The sequence below is a fragment of the Humibacillus sp. DSM 29435 genome (assembly GCF_001758225.1).
Lineage (GTDB): Bacteria > Actinomycetota > Actinomycetes > Actinomycetales > Dermatophilaceae > DSM-29435.
Genome location: NZ_MAST01000006.1, coordinates 38,886 through 63,553, shown reverse-complemented (window position 1 = coordinate 63,553; position 24,668 = coordinate 38,886). Strand labels below are relative to the sequence as shown.

General features: G+C 69.8%; 20 protein-coding genes. 15 read left to right on the top strand and 5 right to left on the bottom strand.

What is annotated here, in order from left to right:
- Positions 1 to 44 precede the first annotated feature (44 nt).
- The 3 genes from BA895_RS23860 (at position 45) to BA895_RS05615 (ending at position 2,561) form a co-directional block, all read left to right on the top strand.
- Entirely contained in the window at positions 45 to 494 is a 450-nt protein-coding gene (locus BA895_RS23860) for a hypothetical protein (protein WP_070190920.1), read from the top strand.
- 55 nt (positions 495 to 549) lie between these two features.
- On the top strand, positions 550 to 1,620 hold the full coding sequence (locus BA895_RS05620) for an LLM class F420-dependent oxidoreductase (protein WP_070190919.1): 1,071 nt from the start codon (positions 550 to 552) through the stop codon (positions 1,618 to 1,620).
- Between the two features lie 80 nt (positions 1,621 to 1,700).
- A complete protein-coding gene (locus BA895_RS05615) occupies positions 1,701 to 2,561 on the top strand; it encodes an undecaprenyl-diphosphate phosphatase (protein ID WP_070190918.1) in 861 nt (286 codons plus the stop codon).
- A gap of 48 nt (positions 2,562 to 2,609) precedes the next feature.
- On the opposite strand, the gene corA is transcribed toward BA895_RS05615, so the two are convergent.
- Positions 2,610 to 3,617, bottom strand: a complete 1,008-nt coding sequence (corA, locus tag BA895_RS05610) for a magnesium/cobalt transporter CorA (RefSeq protein WP_070190917.1) — start codon at positions 3,615 to 3,617, stop codon at positions 2,610 to 2,612.
- 67 nt (positions 3,618 to 3,684) lie between these two features.
- Here corA and BA895_RS05605 point away from each other — a divergent pair, with 67 nt between their 5' ends.
- From BA895_RS05605 to mshC, 4 genes are read left to right on the top strand one after another with little or no spacing between them, the layout of a single operon-like run.
- The gene (locus tag BA895_RS05605) at positions 3,685 to 4,461 is read left to right on the top strand and encodes an MSMEG_4193 family putative phosphomutase (protein ID WP_070190916.1); all 777 of its coding nucleotides are present in this window, start codon (positions 3,685 to 3,687) and stop codon (positions 4,459 to 4,461) included.
- 23 nt (positions 4,462 to 4,484) lie between these two features.
- Entirely contained in the window at positions 4,485 to 5,048 is a 564-nt protein-coding gene (locus BA895_RS05600) for a DUF3090 domain-containing protein (RefSeq protein ID WP_070190915.1), read from the top strand.
- A 25-nt stretch (positions 5,049 to 5,073) separates the two neighbouring features.
- Entirely contained in the window at positions 5,074 to 5,865 is a 792-nt protein-coding gene (locus BA895_RS05595; RefSeq protein ID WP_254666341.1) for an SCO1664 family protein, read from the top strand.
- A 31-nt stretch (positions 5,866 to 5,896) separates the two neighbouring features.
- Positions 5,897 to 7,153, top strand: a complete 1,257-nt coding sequence (mshC, locus tag BA895_RS05590; RefSeq protein WP_070190913.1) for a cysteine--1-D-myo-inosityl 2-amino-2-deoxy-alpha-D-glucopyranoside ligase — start codon at positions 5,897 to 5,899, stop codon at positions 7,151 to 7,153.
- Between the two features lie 58 nt (positions 7,154 to 7,211).
- Here mshC and BA895_RS05585 read toward each other — a convergent pair whose 3' ends face one another.
- Positions 7,212 to 8,066 carry a PAC2 family protein gene (locus BA895_RS05585; protein WP_070190912.1) on the bottom strand — a complete coding sequence of 285 codons (855 nt, stop codon included), beginning with the start codon at positions 8,064 to 8,066 and terminating at the stop codon, positions 7,212 to 7,214.
- A 273-nt stretch (positions 8,067 to 8,339) separates the two neighbouring features.
- Here BA895_RS05585 and metH point away from each other — a divergent pair, with 273 nt between their 5' ends.
- Together metH and BA895_RS05575 are read left to right on the top strand one after the other, a co-directional pair.
- Entirely contained in the window at positions 8,340 to 12,131 is a 3,792-nt protein-coding gene (metH, locus tag BA895_RS05580; RefSeq protein ID WP_070190911.1) for a methionine synthase, read from the top strand.
- Between the two features lie 6 nt (positions 12,132 to 12,137).
- Positions 12,138 to 12,866, top strand: coding sequence for an HAD family phosphatase (locus tag BA895_RS05575; protein WP_070190910.1), 729 nt, complete (start codon positions 12,138 to 12,140; stop codon positions 12,864 to 12,866).
- Positions 12,867 to 12,886: 20 nt separating this feature from the next.
- On the opposite strand, the gene BA895_RS05570 is transcribed toward BA895_RS05575, so the two are convergent.
- Positions 12,887 to 13,642, bottom strand: a complete 756-nt coding sequence (locus BA895_RS05570; RefSeq protein WP_070190909.1) for a LysR substrate-binding domain-containing protein — start codon at positions 13,640 to 13,642, stop codon at positions 12,887 to 12,889.
- Between the two features lie 104 nt (positions 13,643 to 13,746).
- Between BA895_RS05570 and uvrA the strand changes: the two genes are divergently transcribed.
- The 3 genes from uvrA (at position 13,747) to mmuM (ending at position 17,751) form a co-directional block, all read left to right on the top strand.
- Positions 13,747 to 16,308 carry an excinuclease ABC subunit UvrA gene (gene uvrA, locus BA895_RS05565; protein WP_371327694.1) on the top strand — a complete coding sequence of 854 codons (2,562 nt, stop codon included), beginning with the start codon at positions 13,747 to 13,749 and terminating at the stop codon, positions 16,306 to 16,308.
- A complete protein-coding gene (locus tag BA895_RS05560; protein WP_070190908.1) occupies positions 16,305 to 16,688 on the top strand; it encodes a DUF5997 family protein in 384 nt (127 codons plus the stop codon). Before uvrA ends, BA895_RS05560 begins: the two co-directional genes overlap by 4 nt.
- A 130-nt stretch (positions 16,689 to 16,818) precedes the next feature.
- Positions 16,819 to 17,751, top strand: coding sequence for a homocysteine S-methyltransferase (mmuM, locus tag BA895_RS05555; RefSeq protein ID WP_070190907.1), 933 nt, complete (start codon positions 16,819 to 16,821; stop codon positions 17,749 to 17,751).
- Between the two features lie 15 nt (positions 17,752 to 17,766).
- Here mmuM and BA895_RS05550 read toward each other — a convergent pair whose 3' ends face one another.
- Complete coding sequence (locus BA895_RS05550; protein WP_070190906.1) at positions 17,767 to 19,122, bottom strand: PLP-dependent aminotransferase family protein; 1,356 nt, start codon at positions 19,120 to 19,122, stop codon at positions 17,767 to 17,769.
- A 59-nt stretch (positions 19,123 to 19,181) separates the two neighbouring features.
- Here BA895_RS05550 and BA895_RS05545 point away from each other — a divergent pair, with 59 nt between their 5' ends.
- The gene (locus BA895_RS05545; protein WP_070190905.1) at positions 19,182 to 20,693 is read left to right on the top strand and encodes a CoA-acylating methylmalonate-semialdehyde dehydrogenase; all 1,512 of its coding nucleotides are present in this window, start codon (positions 19,182 to 19,184) and stop codon (positions 20,691 to 20,693) included.
- A 66-nt stretch (positions 20,694 to 20,759) separates the two neighbouring features.
- On the top strand, positions 20,760 to 22,142 hold the full coding sequence (locus BA895_RS05540; RefSeq protein WP_217493829.1) for an aspartate aminotransferase family protein: 1,383 nt from the start codon (positions 20,760 to 20,762) through the stop codon (positions 22,140 to 22,142).
- Positions 22,143 to 22,295: 153 nt separating this feature from the next.
- Here BA895_RS05540 and BA895_RS05535 read toward each other — a convergent pair whose 3' ends face one another.
- The gene (locus BA895_RS05535) at positions 22,296 to 23,144 is read right to left on the bottom strand and encodes a PD-(D/E)XK nuclease family protein (protein ID WP_070190904.1); all 849 of its coding nucleotides are present in this window, start codon (positions 23,142 to 23,144) and stop codon (positions 22,296 to 22,298) included.
- 138 nt (positions 23,145 to 23,282) lie between these two features.
- Between BA895_RS05535 and BA895_RS05530 the strand changes: the two genes are divergently transcribed.
- Positions 23,283 to 24,506 carry a site-2 protease family protein gene (locus BA895_RS05530; RefSeq protein ID WP_070190903.1) on the top strand — a complete coding sequence of 408 codons (1,224 nt, stop codon included), beginning with the start codon at positions 23,283 to 23,285 and terminating at the stop codon, positions 24,504 to 24,506.
- Positions 24,507 to 24,668 lie beyond the last annotated feature (162 nt).

Sequence of the window (24,668 nt, the reverse complement as noted above, 5' to 3'; positions counted from 1 at the left end):
CACGGGAGTTACGCTGCCCTGTTCCGGTCGACTACGGTCATGCCATGACCGTCGACCCCCGTGCCGCCCTCGAACAGCTGATCACGGCCCTGGAGCGCCACCTCGAAGCCGCGCAGTCGAGCCGCGACCCCGATCACCCGATGGTGATCGCTGCGGCCCAAGACCTCGCTGAGGCCTTCGACGACTACGACGAGGCGCTCTACGTGTCGACCGAGGTCGCCACACCGTTGGTCATCTTCGGCGAGGAGTTCGACGACGAGGACGAGGGTGAGCAGCCTGCTGTCTACGCCGGACTCGACTCCGACGAGTACGACGAAGAAGACGACGACGACGACGACGAAGCTGACGACGACGAAGCTGACGACGACGAAGCTGACGACGACGACGACGACGACGACGACGACGACGATGACGAAGCTGACGACGACGACGACGACGACGACGACGACGACGACGACGACGACGACGACGAGGATGAGGACGTCCGCATCTGACTCACCCCGCTGACACCGGGCGTCTGAGCAGGGGCGCGAGCGCTAGCCTGCGGGCATGAGACTTGCAGTCAACCTTGGGTACTGGGGCCGCGGCACGACCGGCGAGGACATGGTGGCGATCGCCGTGGCAGCCGACGGCCTCGGCTACGACAGTGTCTGGGTCGCCGAGGCCTACGGTTCGGACAGCCCGTCGATGCTGGCGTGGATCGGAGCCCGTACCGAGCACATCGGTCTCGGCTCGGCCGTCATGCAGATTCCGGCGCGCACTCCGGCGATGACCGCCATGACCGCCACTACGATTGACACCATGTCGGGGGGCCGCTTCCGGCTCGGCCTCGGAGTCTCGGGCCCGCAGGTCAGCGAAGGCTGGCACGGGGTGCCGTTCGCGAGGCCGCTGGGCCGCACCCGGGAGTACGTCGAGATCGTTCGCGCCGCGGTGCGGCGTGACACGGTGAGCTTTGAGGGCCGACACTTCACGCTGCCGCTGCCGGGTGGTGCCGGCAAGGCGCTCAGGCTCGCATCGCGCCCGGTTCGCTCCGAGATCCCCGTCTATCTCGCGGCGGTCGGCCCGAAGAACCTCGAGCTGACCGGCGAGATCGCTGATGGCTGGCTCGCGATCTTCTTCAGCCCCGAGCACGCTCCTGAGCTGCTCGCCACGATCGAGGCCGGACGCCGTGCCGGTGGCCGCGCCGACGCCGAGCACCCGATGGCGGGCTTCGACGTGGTGGCCTCGACCCCCGTCGTTCTGGTCGACGACGTCGCTGAGGCGGCCGACCACGTTCGCGACTACTGCGCGCTCTACATCGGCGGCATGGGCTCGAAGGAGCAGAACTTCTACAACCAGCTGGCGAGGCGAATGGGGTTCGCCGACGAGGCCGACCAGATCCAGGAGCTCTACCTGGCCGGGCGCGTTCGCGATGCTGCGGCGGCAGTGCCGTTGGAGTTCATCGACGAGACGTCACTGCTCGGCTCGCCGCGGCGCATCGCCACCCGCTTACAGCGTTACGAGGACGCGGGGGTGACCACCCTCGCCGTCTCGGTGGGCGGCGGTATGACTCGCGACCAGGCGGTGGCCACGTTGGGAGTGCTGGCGCAAGTGCGAGCCCAGGCCCCCCGTTCGGGATAGCATCGCGACGGTGCGCCGAGGCCGTCCCTGTGCCGGGGTGGCCTCTCCTTCTGTCTCCCACCCGATTGGTTCGTTGACCCATGGCTGACCTCAGCTACCTCGACTCGATCGTCCTCGGCATCGTCGAGGGCCTGACCGAGTACCTGCCGGTGTCATCGACCGGTCACCTGACGATCACCGAGAAGCTCATCGGGCTCGAGGTCAACGACCCAGCCGTGACCGCCTACACCGCCGTCATCCAGCTCGGTGCGATCGCGGCCACCCTGCTGTTCTTCTGGAAGGACATCGTGCGGTTCGCGACCGCCTGGTTCCGGGGCCTGGCGAACGCTGACCAACGCGCCGATCCTGACTACGGGCTGGCCTGGGCCGTGGTGATCGGCTCGATACCGGTGGGGCTCGTGGGCTTCGGTCTGCGCGACCTCATCTCCGGGGGCCTGCGCAGCCTGTGGGTCGTGGCCGCCGCCCTCGTGCTGTGGAGCGGTGTCATGGTCGTGTCGGAGCGCCTCTACGCCCGCCATGCCGCCAGCGGCACCGTGCGCGGCGAGCACGACGTGAGACCGATGGACGGTCTGGTCATCGGTCTCGTCCAGTGTTTCTCGCTCATCCCGGGCGTCTCCCGCTCGGGGGCGACGATCTCGATGGGCATCGCCCGAGGTATCGACCGGGTCACGGCGACCCGGCTCAGCTTCTTTCTGGCCATCCCGGCCCTGACGGCGGCCGGCCTCTTCGAGGCGGTCAAGGAGCGAACCGATCTCGCCGGGCTCGGGATCGGGCCCATCATCGTGGGCATCGTGGTCGCCTTCGTGGTGGCGTACGCCTCGATCGCCTGGCTGCTCCGCTTCGTCGCGAGCAACACCCTGTTGCCCTTCGTCTGGTATCGCGTGGCCCTCGGCCTGGTTCTCGCGGTCGCCTTGGGCGCCAGCTGGATCACCGCGACCTGAGGTCGTATCGACCCGGGTTGAGGTCGTACCGACCCTGGCTCGTCGTGGCTAGAGCCAGCCCGACCGTTTGAAGGCGCGGTAGAGCGTCGTGCAGACGCTCGCCATCACGAGCAGCACCACGAAGTAGCCGTACCCGAACTCGCCCGTGCCGATGTGGATGCTCGCCTGCAGCTCTGGCATGTTTTCGAAGTTCATCCCGTAGATCCCGGCGATCATGGTCGGCACGGCCGCGATGGCCACCCAGGCCGAGATCTTGCGCATGTCCTCGTTCTGCTTGACCGAGACGCCGGCGAGGTGGGCCGAGAGCACGTCGGTGAGCAGATGGTCGTAGGCATCGATGTGGTCGTTGACCTGCCGCAGATGGTCGTCGACGTCGCGGAAGAAGACCAGGACGTCCTTGGTCAAGAGTCGTCCGGCTCCCCGCTCCATGTAGGTGGTCAGCGCGTCTGCCAACGGAACGCTGGCGCGTCTGAACTCGAGCACCTCCCGCTTGAGGCGGTAGATGACGTTCGCGTCGCCCCCGGCCGAGCTGCCGAACACCTGCTCCTCAATGTGCTCGAGGTCGCGCCGGATCTCTCGGTCGACGACTAGGTAGTTGTCGACGACGGAGTCCATGACCGAGTGCAGCACCGCCATCGGCCCGTACGACAGATGGCTCTCCTCGGCCTCCAGCCGGTGGCGCACGCCCTGCAACGGGTTGGCCTCGCCGTGGCGCACGGTGACCACGAACCGGTCGCCGATGAAGAGCATCAGCTCACCGGTCTCGATGTCGCTTGTGGCGTCGATGTAGCGCAGCGTCTTCAGCACGACGAACACCGACTTCTCGTACTGCTCGATCTTCGCCCGTTGGTTGCCCTTGACGGCGTCCTCGACCGCCAACGGGTGCAGGTGTAGCTCGGAGTTGACCAGCTCGAACTCCTCGTCGGTGGGGTCCTTGAGGCCGATCCAGATGAAGCTGTCCTTCTCGGTGCCGGCCCGCAACGCGTCGAGCTCGTCGCTGAGGTCGCCGCACCCGTGCCGGTGGCCGCCGCGGTAGATGGCCTTGTCAACGATCACAGGAACACTTCATCACGTCAGGGCATCGGATGCCGAGTGGCGACGCCGTCCGTCTACGCTGACGAGCGTGCCCACCGTCATCTTCGTCCGTCACGGCCGCTCGAGCGCCAACGCCTCAGGGGTGCTTGCGGGCTGGGCCCCAGGCGTCGAGCTCGATGAGCGTGGGCAGATGCAGGCGGATGCCGTGGGCGCCCGGCTCGCGGCCGCGAGGCTGCCCATCGTCGAGGTCGTGACCTCGCCGTTGGTGCGGTGCAGGCAGACCGCTGACCGCCTCGCCGCCCCGTTCGAGTCAGTGCCGTCGGTGCCGTCGGAGTCGTCAGTGGCGTCGGTGTCGTCGCTGGCTCGGAGCGAACACGTCGGGCTGGGGGAGTGCCGGTACGGGGCCTGGACCGGACGCAAGCTCAGTGAGCTTGTCAAGGAGCCGCTCTGGAAGGTCGTGCAGGCCACGCCGAGCAAGGCCCGGTTCCCGGGCTCGGCCGACTACCCGGGTGAGTCGATGCTCGCCATGCAACGGCGCGCGCTGAAGGCGGTGCGCGAGACCAACCGGCGCGTGGCGGCCGAGCACGGACCGGAGGCCATCTGGGTCGCCGTCTCCCACGGCGACGTCATCAAGTCGATCCTCTCCGCTGCGGCCGGTGCGCAGCTCGACGACTTCCAGCGCATCCAGGTCGACCCGGCATCCGTCAGCGTGGTGCGCTACACCCCGCGTCGGCCGTTCGTGCTGCGGCTCAACGACAACGGCGGTGAGCTGTCGGGCCTGCGACCCCCCGACCGCAAGCCCGCCGAGCACCGTGGGCGTGCGGCGAGCAGTGACGCCGAGGTCGGCGGGGGCGCGGGCGCCTGAGGGCGCTGGGATAGGCTCGAAACATGACCTTGCAGGACTTCGACCCCGCCGACCGCTTCGTCGTGGGCACCGTCGGGCCGGCTGGGCAGCGTGCCTTCTACCTGCAGGCGGTCGACTCCATGCGACTGGTCACGGTGGCCGTCGAGAAGGAACAGATGTCGATCCTGGCCGACCGGGTCAACGACGTGCTCGACCAGCTTGCCCCGGCAGAAGCGGCAGAACCGGGCACGCCCGACGGGCTGGCGGAGGACACCGCCCCGTTGCAGACCCCGTTCGACGAGGACTGGCACGTTCAGACCCTGTCGCTCGCGTGGGACGAGAGCCGCTCGGTGGTCGTCATCGAGTGCCACGACCACGACCCCGACGCGACCGGCGACGACCCGTCTGACGACGCTGACGCCAGCGGGTTGCCGGGCCCGCTGGGTCGCAACTCGCTGCGGGTGAGCCTGACCCCGGTCGCGGCCCGAGCGTTCGCGCGACGCACCAACGCCCTGGTCTCGGCCGGACGCCCGCCCTGTCCCTTCTGCGGAGGTCCGCTCGACCAGACCGGCCACATCTGCCCACGCGCCAATGGCTACAAGCGCTGAGGCGCACCCTCCCGACCCGCCGGAGATGGTCGATCTCGACGGCGAGCTGGAGGTGGTCGGTAGGGTCGCCGACTCCTCCAACCTCGCGATCCTGGCCCGTCTCATGACGCCGACGGGCGGCGGCGCCGAGCGCCACGTCATCTACAAGCCGGTGCGCGGCGAGCGGCCGTTGTGGGACTTCCCGGATGGCACCTTGGCCGGACGGGAGGTGGCCGCCGGGGTGGTGTCGACCCTCGGTGGCTGGCACGTGGTGCCGCCCACCGTGATGCGGGAGGGCCCGCTCGGCCCGGGGTCGGTGCAGCTCTGGGTCGGGGACCCCTTCGCGCCGGTGTCCAGTGACCTCGTCGTCGACCTCGTGCCGACCGGAGCCGCCCCGGCGGGGTGGTTCTCGGTCTTCGACGGTGAGACGCCGACGGGGGCAGGGGTCACCGTGGTGCACTCCGGCGCCGACGACGTGCGCTCCCTCGCCGTGCTCGATGCCGTCATCAACAACTCCGACCGCAAGGGCTCGCACTGCCTCCGTGATGAGAACGGGCGGCTCTGGGGCATCGACCACGGGGTGAGCTTCTCGCCGGAGCCGAAGCTGAGAACGGTGCTCTGGGGGTGGGCCGGGCAACCGCTTCGCGCGGCCGATCGAGAGAAGCTGCGCCGGCTCTCGGCCGCCCTGTGCGAAGAGACCGTTCAGGCCACCTTGGGCGAGCTGCTGCCCGAACGTGACCTCGCGGCCCTCGCGGGCCGCGTCGAACGACTGCTGTCGAAAGGACGGCACCCGCGCCCCAGCGGTGGCTGGCCCGCCGTTCCCTGGCCACCACTCTGAGCGGGGCACGACAGCGGGTTAGAGTCTGCGGGTGAAGAGTTGGCCCACGCCGTTCCTGCCCGAAGTGCCCGGAAGCTCGCCCGAGGTGATGGTGCGCGACACGGCATCCGGCCGGCTGGTGCGAGCAGCATCCGGAGACACCGCGACGCTCTACGTCTGCGGCATCACCCCCTACGACGCCACGCACCTCGGGCACGCGGCGACCTACGTCACCTTCGACCTGCTCGTCCGCGCCCTGCGCGACAGCGGTGTCACCGTGCGCTACGTACAGAACATCACCGATATCGACGACCCACTGCTCGAGCGTGCCAAACGTGACGGCATCGACTGGCGAGAGCTCGCTCTGCGTGAGATCGGGCTGTTCCGTGAAGACATGACGGCGCTGGCGGTGATCCCCCCCGACGAGTACCTCGGTGCGGTCGAGAGCATCCCGACCTTCATCGCCCCGATCGAGCGGCTGGTGGCAGACGGCTGGGCCTACAGCGTGCCGGCCGACGACGCGACCCGGCCGGGCGCGGCCGACGTCTACTTCGACGTGGCACGTGACCCCAAGTTCGGCCACGTCAGCCACCTCGACCGAGCGGGCATGCTCGAGGTGTTCGAGGAGCGCGGCGGCGACCCCGACCGGGCCGGCAAGCGCAACCAGCTCGACGCGTTGCTGTGGCGGGCAGCCCGACCCGGTGAGCCGGAGTGGGACGGCGCCTCGCTGGGCCCGGGGCGACCGGGTTGGCACATCGAGTGTGCCTGCCTGGCCCTCGACCACCTCGGTGTTCCCGTCGACGTGCAGGGAGGCGGCAGTGACCTCGTCTTTCCGCACCACGAGATGAGTGCCGCCCATGGTCGGGCCCTCAGTGGCTCCGACTCGTTCGCGGGCGCGTTCGTGCACCAGGGGATGGTGGGGCTCGACGGCGAGAAGATGAGCAAGAGCAAGGGAAACCTGGTGCTCGTCTCGGCCCTTCGCCGTGAGGGCGTCGACCCGATGGTGATCCGCCTGGCCCTGCTGGCCCGGCACCACCGTGACGACTGGATGTACGACGACGGGCTGCTCGTAGCGGCCCAGCAGCGACTCGACACCTGGCGCAAGGCGCTCTCGGGCAACGGCGGTCCGGTCGCCGACCAGACCGTCGATGACATCCGGGCCGCGCTGGCCAACGATCTCGACAGCCCACGGGCGCTCGAGGCGGTGGACCGCTGGGCGAGCCAGACCCTCAGCCGCGGCGGCGACGACCTGGGGGCGCCAGGAGTGCTCGGTCGGGCTCTCGACGCCCTCCTGGGCGTGCGCCTCTGAACCACCGCAGGCTTCGGTAGATCAGTCTGGGTTGATCAGACTGCTGATCAGTCTGCGGTTATCGGGCGGGCGGGTCGTCATCACGCCCGCGCAGGTAGCGCTCGAACTCCCGCGCGATGGCGTCACCGCTCGCCTCGGGCAGCTCGGCGGTGTCCTGGGCCTCCTCCAGTGACTGGACGTACTCGGCGACCTCCTCGTCGCTCTGGGCCAGCTCGTCGACCCCACGCTCCCAGGCTCGCGCGTTCTCCTCGAGGTCGGCGTGCGGCACGGTGATGCCGAGCAGCGACTCGAGCCGGCGCAACAGGCTGAGCGTGGCCTTGGGCGATGGGGCCCCGCCCGCGTAGTGCGGCACGGCAGCCCACGCCGACAGCGTCGCCAGGCCTGCCTCGTTCGCTGTGTGGCTGAGCACGCCGACGATGCCGGTGGGGCCCTCGTAGCGGCTCGCCTCCACGTCGTACCGGTGGATGATGCCCTCGTCTTCGGCCGTCGCCGTGACGGGGATGGGCCGGGTGTGCGGCACGTCGGCCAGCAGGGCCCCGATGGTCACGACGGTCGTGACTCCGAGGTGCCGGGCCAGCTCGAGCAGCTCCATCGAGAAGGCACGCCACCGCATGGAGGGCTCGATGCCCTGCACGAGCACGACATCGCGCTCGAAACCGGTCTCGGTGGCTACCAGAATGCGCGTGGTCGGCCACGAGAGAACGCGCTGACCCTCGTCGAGCATCACCCGGGGCCGGTTGACCTGAAAGTCGTAGTAGTCCTCCGGGTCGAAGGCGGCCACGACCTCTGCCTCCCACACCTCGCTGAGGTGACGCACGACGGCGGTGGCCGCCTCGCCGGCGTCGTTCCAGCCTTCGAAGGCCGCCACGAGTACCGGGTCGACGAGCTCTGGGACGTCCTCGAACTCCAGCACCCGGCCTCCTTCGTACGCGCATGGGCAGCGGCACCGCCGCACCCGACCAGACTATGTCGTGCGACTGGGCACCAGCCCGACCGGCGCGCGGAGAGAGTGGGAAACGGCGGAGGGCGGACAGGCCTCGTGGCCCCGGCGGTGTGTCGAAGGGCGAACGGGTGAACAGCGAGCGGGCGCACCTCCGTAGAATCGAGCGGTCCTTGCCCGTCCACCGTCTCCAACCGGAGTGAGACGACGGAGTGAGACGACGAAGTGCACGAGCTAGGAGTCACGATGTCCGAACCGTCGAAGCTGCGCCCCGACGCCACCGAGGCGCTCACCGCGGTGCTGCGTCAGCGCATCATGGTGCTCGACGGGGCCATGGGAACGGCGATCCAGCGCGACCGTCCCGACGAGGCCGGCTACCGCGGTGAGCGTTTCGCCGACTGGCCGAGCGACGTGCAGGGCAACAACGACCTGCTGACCCTGACCCAGCCTGACATCATCGCGAGCATCCATCGCGAGTACCTCGAGGCCGGCGCTGACATCATCGAGACGAACACCTTCAACGCCCAGGCGATCTCGCTCGGCGACTACGGCATGCAGGAGCTCGCGTACGAGATCAACCTCGAGGCGGCCCGGCTCGCCCGGCGCGAGGCCGACCTCATGGAGGCCCGGACGCCCGGTCAGCCGCGCTACGTGGCGGGCGCCCTCGGCCCGACGACGCGAACGGCATCCATCTCGCCCGACGTCAACGACCCCGGCGCCCGCAACGTCAGCTTCGACCAGCTCGTCGCGGCCTACCACGAAGCCGCCCGGGGGCTGGTCGACGGTGGCGCCGACCTCATCTTCATCGAGACGATCTTCGACACCCTCAACGCCAAGGCGGCGATCTTCGCCGTCGAGACCCTGTTCGAGGAGCACGGTCGGCGTTGGCCCGTCGTCATCTCGGGCACGATCACCGACGCGTCAGGCCGCACCCTCTCGGGGCAGGTCACCGAGGCCTTCTGGGACTCCGTGCGTCACGTCAGACCGCTGGCGGTCGGTCTCAACTGCGCCTTGGGAGCCAAGGAGATGCGGCCCTACATCGCCGAGATGAGCCGTCTCGCCGACGCATTCGTGTCGTGCTACCCGAACGCCGGCCTGCCGAACGCCTTCGGCGAGTACGAGGAGGCGCCCGAGGAGACCGCGGCCATCGTGGGCGAGTTCGCGCAGGCGGGCCTGGTCAACCTCGTGGGAGGGTGCTGCGGCACCACCCCCGACCACATCGCCGCCATCGCCGAGGCCGTGCACGGCCAGCCGGTCAGAGTGCCGTCGACAGTCGCGCCGGCCATGCGCCTGTCGGGCCTCGAGCCCTTCACCATCACCGACGACAGCCTCTTCGTCAACGTCGGCGAGCGCACGAACATCACCGGGTCGGCGCGCTTTCGCAAGCTGATCAAGGACGGCGACTTCGACGCCGCCCTGTCGGTCGCGACCCAGCAGGTCGAGAACGGCGCGCAGGTCATCGACGTCAACATGGACGAGGGGATGATCGACGGCGTCGCCGCCATGGACCGTTTCATGAAGCTCATCGCGAGCGAGCCCGACATCAGCCGAGTGCCGGTGATGATCGACTCGTCGAAGTGGGAGGTCATCGAGACCGGCCTCAAGTGCGTTCAGGGCAAGTCGATCGTCAACTCGATCTCGATGAAGGAGGGGGAGGAGAAGTTCGTCGAGCAGGCCCGGCTGGTGCGCAAGTACGGCGCCGCGGCCGTGGTCATGGCCTTCGACGAGGAGGGACAGGCCGACTCGCTCGAGCGGCGCAAGGAGATCTGCGCCCGGGCCTACCGCATCCTCACCGAGGAGGTTGGCTTTCCGGGCGAGGACATCATCTTCGACCCGAACGCCTTCGCCCTCGCGACGGGCATCGAGGAGCACGCCGCCTACGGGGTCGACTTCATCGAGGCGACCCGCTGGATCAAGGCGAACCTGCCGGGCGCGCGGGTCTCGGGTGGCATCTCGAACGTGTCGTTCAGCTTTCGCGGAAACAACCCGGTGCGCGAGGCGATCCACGCCGTGTTCCTCTACCACGCGATCCGCGCCGGGCTCGACATGGGCATCGTCAACGCCGGAGCGCTCGCCGTCTACGACGACGTCGAGCCCGAGCTGCGGGAGCGCATCGAGGACGTCGTGCTCAACCGGCGACCGGATGCCGCTGAGCGCCTGCTGGAGATCGCGGAGACCTACAACCGGGTCGGGGAGGTGGCTGAGGTCAGCGAGCAGGAGTGGCGCTCGCTGCCCCTGCGAGAGCGCATCACACACGCCTTGGTCAAGGGCATCGACGCACACGCCGAGAGCGACACCGAGCTCTTGCGCCTCGAGATCGAACAGGCCGGCGGCCGGCCGATCGAGGTCATCGAGGGCCCGCTCATGGACGGTATGAACGTCGTCGGGGACCTCTTCGGAGCCGGCAAGATGTTCCTCCCCCAGGTGGTCAAGAGTGCCCGGGTGATGAAGAAGTCGGTGGCCTACCTCATTCCCTTCATCGAGGAGGAGAAGGCCAAGGACCCGTCGCTCGCTGCGGCGAAGGACACCAACGGCACGATCGTCATGGCGACGGTCAAGGGCGACGTGCACGACATCGGCAAGAACATCGTCGGGGTGGTGCTGCAGTGCAACAACTACGAGGTGATCGACCTCGGGGTCATGGTGCCCGCCCAGAAGATCCTCGACGCCGCCAAGGAGCACGACGCCGACATCATCGGGCTGTCGGGGCTGATCACCCCGTCGCTCGACGAGATGGTCAACTTCGCCGCCGAGATGCAGCGCCAGGGGCTGACGATCCCGTTGCTCATCGGCGGTGCGACCACCTCTCGGGCCCACACCGCGGTGAAGGTCGACAAGCGCTACGACGGCCCGGTCGTATGGGTCAAAGACGCCTCCCGCTCGGTGCCGATGGCCGCTGCCCTGCTCAGTGACGAGCAGCGACCCAAGCTGCTGGCCGACATCAAGACCGACTATGACGCACTGCGCGAGCGCCACGCCACCAAGCACGAACGGCCGCTGCTGTCGCTCGAGCAGGCTCAGGCCAACCGCACTCCGGTCAGCTGGGAGGGCTACCACCCGCCGCGCCCGCGCCTGCTGCTGCAGCAGGAGAAGGACATCTCGACCATCGTGCGCCCGGGCGCTCCCGCTCAGCACGTGAGGGTCTTCCACGACTACCCGCTCGCTGAGCTGCGGCGTTACATCGACTGGCAGCCGTTCTTCAACGCCTGGGAGATGAAGGGCAGCTTCCCCGACATTCTCAACAACCCCGCCAGCGGCCCGACCGCCCGCAAGCTCTACGACGACGCCCAGCAGATGCTCGACCAGGTCGTCGCCGAGAAGTGGCTGACCGGTAAGGGAGTCATCGGTCTCTTCCCCGCGAACGCCGTCGGTGACGACGTCGAGCTCTACCTCGACGAGGCTCGCACCGAGCCACACGTGCTGCTGCACCACCTGCGCCAGCAGGGACACCATCGTGACGGGGTGCCCAACCGCTCGCTGGCCGACTACGTCGCGCCGAAGGAGACGGGGCTGCGAGACTACGTCGGCGGCTTCGCCGTCACGGCCGGGCTGGGGGCCGCGGAACGGGTCGCTGCCTTCCGCAAGGATCTCGACGACTACAACGCGATCCTGCTCGAGTCGCTGGCCGACCGGCTCGCCGAGGCCATGGCCGAGCGGCTGCACGAGCGGGTGCGCAAGGAGTTCTGGGGGTTCGCTCCCGACGAGCGCCTCGACAACGTGGCCCTCATCAAAGAGCAGTACGCCGGCATCCGGCCCGCGCCGGGCTACCCGGCGTGCCCGGAGCACACCGAGAAGCAGACCCTCTGGGAGCTGCTCGATGTCGAGGCGAACACCGGCATCGTGCTCACCGAGAGCATGGCCATGTGGCCCGGTGCCGCCGTGTCGGGCTGGTATCTCTCGCACCCGCAGGCCCAGTACTTCGTGGTCGGGCGAGTCGGCCGTGACCAGGTCGAGGACTACGCGCGCCGCAAGGGCTGGACCATGCGCCAGGCCGAACGTTGGCTGTCGGCGAACCTCGCCTACGACCCGGAGGACTGATCCGCGATGAGCGAGGCCAACGAGAACTCGCGTTCTGGCGCGACGGGGTCGTCCGGCTCTGCGACGGCGTCGCTGCCGGCCGCGGTGCTCTGGGACATGGACGGCACGCTCGTCGACACGGAGCCCTACTGGATCCGGGCCGAGCACGAGCTCGTGGCCGCCCACGGAGGGGTCTGGAACGACGAGTTCGCCCACCAGCTGGTGGGCAACGCCCTCGAGGTGTCGGCGCAGCTGATCATCGACCAGTCGGGGATCGACCTGACGATCACCGAGATCGTCGAAGGCCTGCTGGAACGGGTTGTTGCGCAGGTGGCGACGCAGGTGCCGTGGCGCCCGGGTGCCCGTGAGCTGCTCTTCGAGCTGGGCCGGCTGGAGGTGCCGTCACTGCTCGTGACCATGTCGTGGCGCTCACTCGCCGACCGGGTCGTCGGGGCTCTGCCCGAAGGCACCTTCCGGGCTCTGGTCACCGGCGACGAAGTCAGCCACGGCAAGCCGCACCCGGAGCCGTACCTGTCTGCAGCCCGGTTGATCGACGTCGACCCGCGCGACTGCGTCGCCCTCGAGGACTCCCCGACAGGGGTGCGTTCAGCCACGGCGGCAGGAGTACCGACCATCGCCATCCCGCACGTCGTTCCGGTGCCTCCGATCGAGGGAGCGGTGCAGGTGTCGACCCTGGCCGGGGTCTCGGCCTATGACCTCATCGCGCTCGTGGCACCCGTTCGCGCGCAGCGCTGACCCGGCGGGCACGGATCAGCTCAACGCCGCTTTCGGCGTCGCTGCGCCGAGCCCGGCTTCGGCGCGCCGCCCCTTCGGCTGGGCCTGGACGACCGGCGGGCGTCCGCACCGAGCGCCGACGCCGTCGACGGGGCAGCGGCCGGGCCCGGTGCAGACCGAGCCGGCCCCGACTCCCCGCGGCTGCTGCGTTCGGTGCGGCCGCGCACGATCCCGATGAAGGTCTCGATGCGCTCGTCGTCGTCGTCGACGCGCCAGGCGAGGCCGATGCGCGACGGGGCGATGCCGGTCACCGGTCGATGCACGACATCCTTGCGGTGGTGCAGGCGCGCCACCGACAGGGGCACGATCATGACCCCGGAGCCGGCCGCCACGACCGACACCGCCGCCTTCGTGCTCATCGGGGGCAGCGAGTCGGCGCGAACGGCGCGCTCAGGGCTGGTGACTGCGAGCCACTCCGGCACGGTGCTCGACGGCTGTAGTAGCTGCTCGTCGGCGAGGTCACGCACGTCGATCTCGTCGAAGGCGGCGACCGGATGGTCCTTGGCCACCACGACGACCGGCCCCTCCTCGTAGAGCGGGATGAGGTGCAGACCCTCCCGGTCGACGGGGAGGCGGACGAAGCTCATCGAGCACCCGCCGTTGCGCAGCTCGCCCACGGGGTCCTCGCCCGCCGGAGCCGCCTCCAGGGGCACATCGGGAACGCGTGCGGCCCAGATGCGCAGCCACTTGTCGGGGGTGACGCCGGCGACGAACTGCACACGGAACGGCTCCGGCATCGGTGACCTCTCGGGAACGTGGGGGCCCCCAGAGGCTAGTGCAGCGACCGGGGCAGACCGGCATCACGCGAGCGGGGCGCGACGCAGCAGGGTAGGAAGGACTGGTGAACCAACCGACCGACCCTTTCGTGCACGTGACGGGCGCAAGTGAGAACAACCTGCGCAACGTCGATGTCGACATCCCCCGCGACGCCATGGTCGCCTTCACCGGGGTCTCGGGATCGGGCAAGTCGTCGCTCGCCTTCGGCACGCTCTACGCCGAGGCCCAACGCCGCTACTTCGAGTCAGTGGCACCGTACGCCCGACGCCTGCTGCAGCAGGTGGGGGCCCCGCACGTGCAGGAGATCACCGGGCTGCCACCGGCCGTGGCCCTGCAACAGCGGCGCGGCGCACCGAGCTCGAGATCGACGGTCGGCACCATCACGACGCTCTCGAACCTGCTGCGGATGCTGTACTCCCGCGCCGGCACCTACCCCGACGGTGCGCCCCGGCTGGGGGCCGAGGCCTTCTCGCCGAACACCGCAGCCGGGGCGTGTCCCGAGTGTCACGGGTTGGGGGTGGCGCACGACGTGGCCGAGGATCTTCTCGTTCCCGACCCCGCGCTCAGCATCCGCGACGGGGCGATCGCGGCGTGGCCGGGTGCCTGGCAGGGCAAGAACCTGCTGCGGGTCACGAAGGCCGTCGGGATCGACGTCGACGCCCCCTGGCGCGACCTCTCCCGGAAGGACCGCGACTGGCTGCTCTACACCGACGAGCAGCCGCGCGTGCTCGTCGACCGGCGCGGTGAGCCCGACGACTCCACCGGTCGCGACTACCACGGCACCTTCTGGAGCGCCCGCAAGCATGTGCGTCACGTGCTGGCCGACACCAAGAGCCAGATGATGCGCGACAAGGCGATGCGTTTCGTTCGCAGCGCCACGTGTCCGGTCTGCCACGGCACGGGTCTGCAGCCGGCGTCTCTGGCGGTCACCTTCCGAGGGCTGCACATCGCTGCGACCAACGCCTTGTCGTTCACCGATCTGGTGGCCCTGCTCCGTCCGGTGGCCGAGCTCACCGAGGCGGGGGCGGCCACCTCCTACGCCGACTCCGGCGAGGCGACCGAGGTAGCGGTGCGCATCTGCGCCGACCTCGTCGCCCGGGTCGAGGTGCTGCTCGACCTCGGCCTCGGCTACCTCAGCCTCGGCCGTGGATCGACGACCCTGTCACCGGGTGAGGCACAGCGACTGCGAATCGCCACGCAGCTGCGGTCGGGTCTTTTCGGTGTGGTCTACGTGCTCGACGAACCGTCGGCAGGCCTGCACCCGGCCGACGCCGAACCCTTGATCGACGTGCTCGACCGGCTGAAGGCCTCCGGCAACTCGCTCTTCGTCGTCGAACACGACCTTGACGTCGTTCGTCGTGCCGACTGGGTGGTCGACATCGGCCCGGGCGCGGGGGAGAACGGGGGAAAGGTGCTCTACAGCGGCCCGGTGGCCGGGCTCGAACAGGTCGCCGACTCGGCCACGGGGGAGTACCTGTTCGGCCGAGCGCAACGGTTCGAGCAGGACCCCCGCTCACCACAGGGTTGGCTGCACCTGCACGGGGTGTCGCGCCACAACCTGCACGACGTGTCGGTCGACATCCCGCTCTGTGTGCTCACCGCCGTGACCGGGGTCTCCGGGTCGGGCAAGTCGACCCTCGTGACGCAGGTGCTGGCCGAGCTTGTGCGCGCCCACCTCGGCCAACCGTCCGACCATCCCGACAACACCCACGACACCGAGGAGGCTCTGCAGGTGGACGTCGACGACGTCTCCGGGCTGGAAGCCTTCGACCGGATGGTCCGCGTCGACCAGCGGCCCATCGGGCGCACCCCGCGCTCGAACCTCGCGACCTACACCGGTCTGTTCGACGCCGTGCGCCGGATCTACGCCGCGACCGATGACGCTCGGGCTCGCGGGTACGGGGCGGGCAGGTTCTCGTTCAACGTCGCCGAGGGACGGTGTGAGACCTGTCAGGGGGAGGGCTTCGTCTCGGTCGAGCTGCTCTTCCTGCCCGGCACGTACGCGCCCTGCCCCACCTGTCATGGCGCTCGCTACAACGCCGAGACCCTCGAGGTCACCTACCGGGGGAAGACCGTCGCCGACGTGCTGGCGCTGTCGGTCGACGAGGCGACCACCTTCTTCAACGACGTTCCCGTCGCCGCCCGCAGCCTGCAGACCCTGCAGGAGGTGGGGCTGGGCTACCTGCGTCTCGGCCAGCCCGCGACCGAGCTGAGTGGGGGTGAGGCGCAACGCATCAAGCTGGCGACAGAGCTGCAACGGGCTCGTCGTGGGCACGCGCTCTACCTGCTCGACGAGCCGACGGCCGGGCTGCATCCGGCCGACGTCACGCTGCTGCTGCGTCAGCTGCATCGTCTCGTCGACGCGGGGAACACCGTCGTGCTCGTCGAGCACGACCTCGACACCATCGCGACCGCCGACTGGGTCATCGACCTCGGGCCACGCGGCGGTGAGGCGGGCGGCCGGGTCGTCGCGACCGGGACGCCCGCGGAGGTGGCGCAGGGGGCGGGCAGCGTCACCGCGCCGTACCTGGCGGCTCGTCTGAACCGGGCCTTCACCGCGAACACGACAGCGGGTCCCCTGCCTTCGCGTGACGGCATCCGGGCTGACCCTAAGGTGGAGTCATGAGCGACCCGAAGCCACAGACCATGAAGGCACAGACGGCCGCGAAGAAGCTCTCCGTTCTGCTTTCGGAGACACCGGCCGAGTTTCAGGACGGCGTGGTGAGTCGCGCCGAACTCAAGGCGCTGCAGGAGGATCCGCCCGAATGGCTGAGCGACCTTCGACGTCACGGCCCTCACCCGCGTCAGGAGGCGGCTCGCCGGCTGGGCATCTCCAACTCCGGACTGGCCCGCGGCGGCATCACCCAGTTCCTCACGACCGACGAGATCAAGACGCTGCTGGCAGAGATGCCCGCGTGGCTGGAGTCCGAGCGGGCGACCTTCGCCGAGGTGAGGGCCGAGAACCTGCGACTCAAGGCGGAGCGGGCGGCCGACCCCAGCGAGTGAAAGCCGTTGGTCTACACCCTCTGCGCTCACCAACCTGACGTGGTGGGCCGGCGGGCACAGGTCGTCGCGGTGACGGAAGCTCGCCTGGACGGTTGACGTCGACAGACCGGCACTGGGGCAGAATGCGACCATGTTCACCTCGGCCGAGCTGACCGCACCCGTCGTGCTCGACGGTGGCCTGTCGACCGCGCTCGAACAGTCGGGGGTCGACCTCGCCGGAAGTCTGTGGACCGCCCGGTTGCTGGCTGACGAACCGGATCGCATCGCCGACGCCCACCGCGCCTACTACCGCGCCGGGGCGCGGGTGGCCACCACGGCCAGTTACCAGGCCAGCGTCGACGGCCTCGTGGCGGCTGGGTATGACGCCGACCTCGCCCGCAGCCTGCTCGTGCGTAGCGTCACCATCGCCACCGCGGTGCGCGACGAGATGCGTGCAGACCAGCCTGACCTGTTCGTGGCGGCGTCGATCGGTCCGTTCGGTGCGATGCTCGCTGACGGGTCGGAGTACCGAGGCCGCTACGGGGTGTCGTCGGTGCGGCTTCGCGACTTCCACGGCCCGCGGCTCGAGCTGTTGGCTCAGGCCGGCCCCGATCTGCTCGCCGTCGAGACCATCCCGGACATCGACGAAGCCGAGGTCATCGTCGAGCTGCTGGACGACCTTGATGTTCCCGCCTGGTTCAGCTACTCGGTGAGGGGCACGGCCACCTGCGCCGGTCAGCCCCTGAGCGACGCCTTCGCGGTGCTGACCGGACACCGGTCGGTGCTCGCGGCGGGGGTGAACTGCTCGGATCAGGCTGACGTGCTCGCAGCTGTGACCACGGCGGTGACGGTGACCGGCTTGCCTGCGGTGGCGTACCCGAACCGTGGCGGCAGCTGGATCAGCCAGACGAGACGGTGGGAGTACGACGGTCTGTTGGACGTTTCCCTCGTCGACGCCTGGGTGGCTGCGGGTGCCCGCCTCGTCGGTGGCTGCTGCGGCACGGGGCCCGCCGAAGTGGCTGCGATCGCACAGCACCTGAGCTCGCCGGAGGCCGCGAAAGAGGATGCGGCAGAGGCAGGTTGAGCGAAGGCCGCTGCGTCAGCGGTGCTGGGCGGTCCAGGCGCCGGCGTCGGCGGCATCCGCGATGAGATCGGCCACGCGGCGGTGGTCATCGCGCACCAGCCCGGTCGTCACCCGGATGTGGGCCGCCTCGACGGTTCGGCGGTCGATCGAGAACGGCGACCCCGGCGAGACGGCGATGCCCTGGCTCGCGAGGCGCAGCACCGCTGCCGCCTCGTCGCGAACGGGCACCCAGATGTTGATGCCGTCGGTGCCGCCGACGTCAACGCCGCGCTCGGCCAGCCGCTGCACCACGAGCTCACGCCGGCGGGCGTACTCGGCCCGCGCCCGAGCCACCTGGCCGAGCGCCGCTGGGCTCTCGAGCAGAGTCACCAGCAGGTGTTGCAGGAGCCGGCTCGTCCACCCCTGGCCGAGGGCGCGTGCCCTCCGCACGGGGGAGAGCAGCCCCGGCGGGCCGCTCATCGCCGCGATGCGAAGGTCGGGGCCGAACGACTTGCTGAAGCTGCGAATGTGCAGAACCTGGTCGGGGACCCACTGGCCGAGGCTGATCGGCTCGCCCGCCGCGATCGGGCCGGCTGAGTCGTCCTCGACGACGAACACGTCGCGGGCCCCGACCATTCGGGCCAGTGCACGCGCCCGTGTGGGCGACATGGTGACGCCGGTCGGGTTGTGGCTGCGCGGCTGCAGGAACACGGCCGCCGGCCGGCCGGCCAACGCGGTCTCGAGCTCGCTCAGCACCGGGCCGGTCGCGTCGAGCGGGATGCCGGCCACCTCGACCCCCCGGTGCTCCAACAGGTCGAGCAGGGGAGGAAAGGCCGGGGTGTCGACGAGCACCAGATCGCCAGGTCGCAGCAGCGTGCGAACCACCAGGTCGAGCGCGTCGAGAGCACCGTCGACGACGACCAGGTCGTCAGCGGCATACGGCCAGTCGGACAGCAGGGCGGCCCGCAGCTCGGCGAGCACTGGGTCGTCGAGGTAGCTCGCCGGCGTCGGGCTGATCGAGAGGCCGCTCAGCACCGCTCCGAGATCGGGGAGCAGGGTGGCGTCGGGGGTTCCGGTCGACAGGTCGAGCGAGACGTCGCTCTCATGGCGCAGGGCCCGCACGTAACGGTCCCCACCGACCTGGTCGGTGGGCGCGATCGTGGTGCCCCGCCTGCCGTCGGTACGGATCGTGCCGGAACGGGCGAGCAGCTGCCAGGCCGCGCTCACGGTCGTCGGGGAGAGCATCAGCTGCTCGGCAAAGGTGCGGATGGGGGGCAGGCGTTGCCCCGGTTCGAGTGCCCCGTCACGGATGGCCCGGGTCACTGCCCGAGCCAGCCCCTTCGTCGTGGGCTCGTCGAGTCGCTGCTCGACGACGGAGATCAGGGAGGACACGTTTGTAACATAGCAAACTCCTCTTTGTACGGGCACCGTCTGTCACGTAATCTCGGGTCATGACGACCACTCCCTCTGCCGGCATCACCGCGATCGACCACTGGATCTCGGGCCGACGCGCCCCCGGCGCGTCAGGACGCACCTCCCCGGTCTTCGACCCGGCGACCGGGGTGCAGACCGGTGCCGTGCCGCTGGCCACGGCGGGCGAGATCGACGAAGCGGTCAAGGTTGCGGTCTCGGCGGCGGCCGGCTGGCGAAACAGCTCGCTCTCGACCCGGTCTGGCGTGCTCTTCGCCTTCCGCGAGCTGCTCCACCAGCGCAGCGACGACCTTGCGGAGATCGTCACGAGCGAGCACGGCAAGGTGCTTGGTGACGCAGCCGGCGAGATCGCGCGGGGCCTGGAGAACGTCGAGTTCGCCACCGGCGTGCCACAGCTGCTCAAGGGCGGCTTCTCGGAGCAGGCCTCGACCGGGGTCGACGTCTACAGCATGCGGCAGCCGCTCGGCGTCGTAGCCGGCATCACTCCCTTCAACTTCCCGGTCATGGTGCCGCTCTGGATGTGCGCCAACGCCATCGCCTGCGGCAACGCCTTCGTGCTCAAGCCCAGCGAGAAGGACCCGTCAGCGAGCCTCTTCCTGGCCGAGCTGTGGAAGGAGGCCGGCCTGCCCGACGGCGTGTTCACCGTGGTGCACGGCGACAAGGAAGCGGTCGACGCCCTGCTCGACCACGACGACATCGCCGCGGTCAGCTTCGTCGGCTCGACCCCCATCGCCAAGTACATCTACGAGCGCGGAACGGCGAACGGCAAAAGGGTGCAGGCTCTTGGCGGTGCCAAGAACCACGCGCTCGTGCTGCCCGACGCCGACATCGACATGGCGGCCGACGCCATCGTCTCGGCGGCCTACGGAGCCGCCGGAGAGCGCTGCATGGCGCTCTCGGTCGCGGTGGCGGTCGGGGGAGTGGGCGACGACCTCGTGGCCGCCGTCTCGGAGCGGCTGCCGAAGCTGAAGATCGCCGCGGGCAACGAGCCCGGCGCCGACATGGGCCCGCTCATCACGAGCGAGCACCGCGACAAGGTCGCGGCCTATGTGGCGCAGGGCGCCGAGGCCGGTGCCACGGTCGTCGTCGACGGCCGCGACCAGCAGCTGCCCGCCGACGGGTTCTTCCTCGGCACTACCCTGCTCGACGACGTCACCCCCGACATGACCGTCTACCGTGACGAGATCTTCGGGCCGGTGCTCTCCGTCGTTCGCGTCGACACCTTCGACCAGGGCCTCGACCTGATCAACGCCAACCCGTACGCCAACGGCACCGCGATCTTCACCCGCGACGGTGGGGCGGCCCGACGCTTCCAGAACGAGGTGCAGGTGGGCATGGTCGGCATCAACGTGCCGATCCCGGTGCCGGTCGCCTACTACTCCTTCGGTGGCTGGAAGGACTCGCTGTTCGGTGACACCCACATGTACGGGCCGGAGGGCATCAACTTCTTCACCCGCGGCAAGGTCGTCACGCAGCGTTGGCCCGACCCGGCCACCTCGAGCGTCGACCTCGGCTTCCCGCGCACCCGCTGAGACAGCCGGCATCCACTGACCTGCTGACCAGCACCCTTTCGAACCGTCGAACGAAGGAAAGAGACGATGACCGAGCTCGACGAACGCACCGTGATCGGCGCCCACCTCGACGGCATGAGCGAGCAGGAGGTGCGTCGGCTCGACCGGTCGCACGTGTTCCACTCGTGGTCGGCGCAGGGGGCCATCGACCCGCTGCCGATCGCCCGCGCCGAGGGGTCGTACTTCTGGGACTACGCGGGCAAGCGGTACCTCGACTTCAGCAGCCAGCTCATCAACGTCAACATCGGCCACCAGCACCCGAAGGTGATCGCGGCCATCCAGGAGCAGGCGGCGCGACTCATCACGGTCGCCCCGACCTTCGCCAACGACGCCCGCAGCGAGGCGGCCCGACTGATCAGCGAGGTCGCCCCCGACGGCCTCGACTCCGTCTTCTTCACCAACGGGGGTGCGGAGGCCAACGAGAACGCCATCCGGATGGCCCGGCTGCACACCGGGCGGCACAAGGTGCTCGCCACCTACCGCAGCTACCACGGCGCCACTGCCGGGTCGATCACCCTAACCGGTGACCCGCGGCGCTGGCCCTCCGAGCCCGGCATGGCTGGGGTGGTGCACTTCTGGGGGCCCTACACCTACCGCTCGGCCTTTCACTCCGAGAACGACGAGCAGGAGTGCGATCGGGCCCTCGCGCACCTGCGCGACACGCTGATGGTCGAGGGCGCGCACACGGTGGCCGCCATCATCCTCGAGCCGGTCGTCGGTACCAACGGCGTGCTCGTGCCGCCCGACGGCTACCTCGCCGGCGTGCGCCGGTTGTGCGACGAGCACGGCATCGTCTTCATCGTCGACGAGGTGATGGCCGGCTTCGGTCGGTGCGGTGAGTGGTTCGCGGTCGACCGCTGGGGGGTCACCCCCGACCTGATCACCTTCGCCAAGGGCGTCAACTCCGGCTACGTGCCGCTCGGCGGCGTGATCATCTCGGATGCCGTGGCGGCCACCTTCCTTGACCGGCCTTTCCCTGGGGGCCTCACCTACTCCGGCCACCCGCTCGCGTGTGCCTCGGCCGTGGCCTCGCTGAACGCCTTCCACGACGAAGGCATCATCGAGCACGCTCGCACCCTCGGCGCCGAGGTCATCGGGCCGCGGCTGCGCGAGATCGCCGAACGGCACCCCAGCGTCGGCGAGGTGCGGGGGCTCGGCGTCTTCTGGGCGGTCGAGCTCGTGCGCGACCGCACGACCAGGGAGCCATTGGTGCCCTACAACGCCACTGGCGCGGCCGCAGCACCGATGACCGCCTTCGCCGCGGCCTGCAAGGAGCGCGGGCTCTGGCCGTTCACCCACTTCAACCGCACCCACGTCGCCCCGCCCTGCACGACAACGGCCGACGAGGCCCGCGAGGGGCTGGACCTGCTCGACCAGGCCCTCGAGACGGCCGACGAGTTCACCAGCTGACACTGGGCTCGGCCTGTCGGCGGAGGCTCGGCCGACTGGGGTGGACGAGATCGACAGTCTGCCGCTGCGCGAACCCTCGAACGTGGACCAGGCGGTTGGCACGGAGAACGTCCCTGGCGCTCGAAGCCCGATGGGCGGTGGGGTGCGGCCGGCTCAGGCCTCGGCGCCGGTGGTCTCGACGACTCCACTGCGCGCCGGGTCGATCGCCCGGGTCGCGGCGTCGTCGGGCAGCGGCGGGGGAGTGCCGCCCCAGGCCGGGCAGAGCGCGCGATGGTCGCACCAGTCGCAGAGCCGGCTCGGGCGAGGGCGCCAGTCGCCAGTCTCGGCCGCCCGCTCGATGGCCACCCACAGGGCCTTGATCTTGCGTTCGACAGCCAGCAGGTCGTGTTCGTCGGGCTCGTAGGCGAGGATCTCGCCGTTGCCGAGGTAGACCAGCTGCAGCCGCTTGGGGATCTCGCCACGCAACCGCCAGAGCACGAGGGCGTAGAACTTCATCTGGAACAGCGCCTTGGCCTCGAAGTGCTCAGAGGGCGAGCGCCCGGTCTTGTAGTCGACGACCCGCATGGCCCCGTTCGGGGCGACGTCGAGCCGGTCCACGTAGCCGCGCAGCACCAGGCCATCGACCTCGGTCTCGACGTACAGCTCGCGTTCGGCCGGCTCGAGGCGCGTCGGGTCTTCCAACCCGAACCAGGTCTTGAGCAGGGCGCCGGCCCCTGAGAACCACTCGGTGGTGTCGCCGTCGCGGTCGGCCAGCAGCTCGAGCATCTCGGGCTCCTGGTCGGCCAGGCGGGCCCACTCCTGCGGAACGAGGTCGACAGCGGCATCCAGCGTGCGTTCGTGGCTCGGGAGGTCGAACAGCCGCTCGAGCACGGCGTGCACCAGGGTGCCGCGCGCCGTCGCCGTGGTCGGCTTGGACGGCAGGCGGTCGATGACTCGGAAACGGTAGAGCAGGGGACACGTCATGAAGTCGGATGCGCGACTCGGTGACAGTGCGGGGGCCATGCCCAGACTGTATGTCGCTCCGCCGACAGCGTGATTCGGTTCTCCACCGCTCGGTGCCGGGCGCAGGGCACAGCGAAGGCACGGCGCCCGCACAGCCGACCCGCCGGGTCGCACGGGTTGGAGGCATAGGCTCATCTCATGAGTGAAGGCGGGCACGCCGACCGTGCCGACCAGGCCGGGCGTGCTGGCAACGGCTACGGCTGGCGCATCGGCGCCGTAGGTGGCACACCGGTCTACATCGCCCGGTCGTGGCCGCTCATCATCGTGCTGCTGCTGCTCGTGGTCTCCCCGACCCTTCGCAGCAGCGGTCGGTCGATGGGTTTTGCCGTGTTCGTCGCGGCCAGCAGCGGTGTGCTGCTGCTCGTATCGGTGCTCGTGCACGAGGCAGCCCACGCCGTCGTGGCGGGCCTGCGCGGCCACCAGGTCGACCGGGTGGTGGCCGACGTGTGGGGTGGGCACACCGTCTACGACTCCACCGACGTCACTCCCGGCACGACGGCCCTGGTGGCCGTGGTGGGCCCGTTGTCGAACCTCGCTCTCGCGCTGGTGGCCTGGCTGGCCCAGCCTCTGGTGAGCAACGACCTGGCCGCCAACCTGCTCGGCGCCACCGCCTACGTCAACCTCTTCGTCGGGTTGTTCAACCTCCTTCCGGGTCTGCCGCTCGACGGTGGTCAGATCGTCAGCTCCCTCGTGTGGCAGGTCACCGGCCGTAAGGGAACGGGTCTCAGCGCCGCTGGGTGGCTCGGGCGCGTCGTCGCCGTCGGGGCGGTGCTCTGGTTCATCGGGGTGCCGCTCTTGCGCGGCCAGCAGCCGAGCCTCATCTCCCTGGTCTGGGTTGCGATGATCGCGTTCTTCCTCTGGCGCGGGGCTTCGGCCTCGATCCGGTCGGGCCAGATCCATGACGCGACGGCCGGGCCCGCCCTGTCGGTGCTCGAGCCGGTCGTGCTCGTCGCCGGTGACATGACGGTGGCGGCGGCAGCGAACCTCATGGTGGGCGCCCCCTCTTTCTCCACGGAGACCGAAGGTGGGCCGGCAGCGGCACCGAGGGGGGCATGGGTGGCGGTGACCGACAGCGGCGGTTGGCCGTTCGGGCTCGTCGACCCCGCCGCCGCCGCGGCTGTGCCGGTGGTGAGCCGCCACACCGCTCGCCTGTCGGCCGTGGCCCTGGCCCAGCCCCGGGCGTGGGTGCTCGAGCTGCCGCCCGACGCCGTGCTCACCGAGCTCGTCCGACTGATGAGCGAACGGTCGCTGTCGGTCGCCATCGTGGTCGACGCTCAGACCCGCCGAGTCGCCGGTCTCGCCACCGCCCAGCACATCAACGACGTGGTCGGCGCCGAGCTGGCGCGACGCGGGCGGCGCTGAACCTCGCGACGACCCACCTGCGACCGACACCCCGGTGCGGGCTCGTCCTGGGCGGCTGACCGGGCGTCGGCGCTCGTCGCCCTGCCTGTCCACACCCCCGGCCCCGGCGGTCGTTCGTCCACAGGCCGGGCTCGACGCTGCCGCTCCTACCGAGGGGGCGGG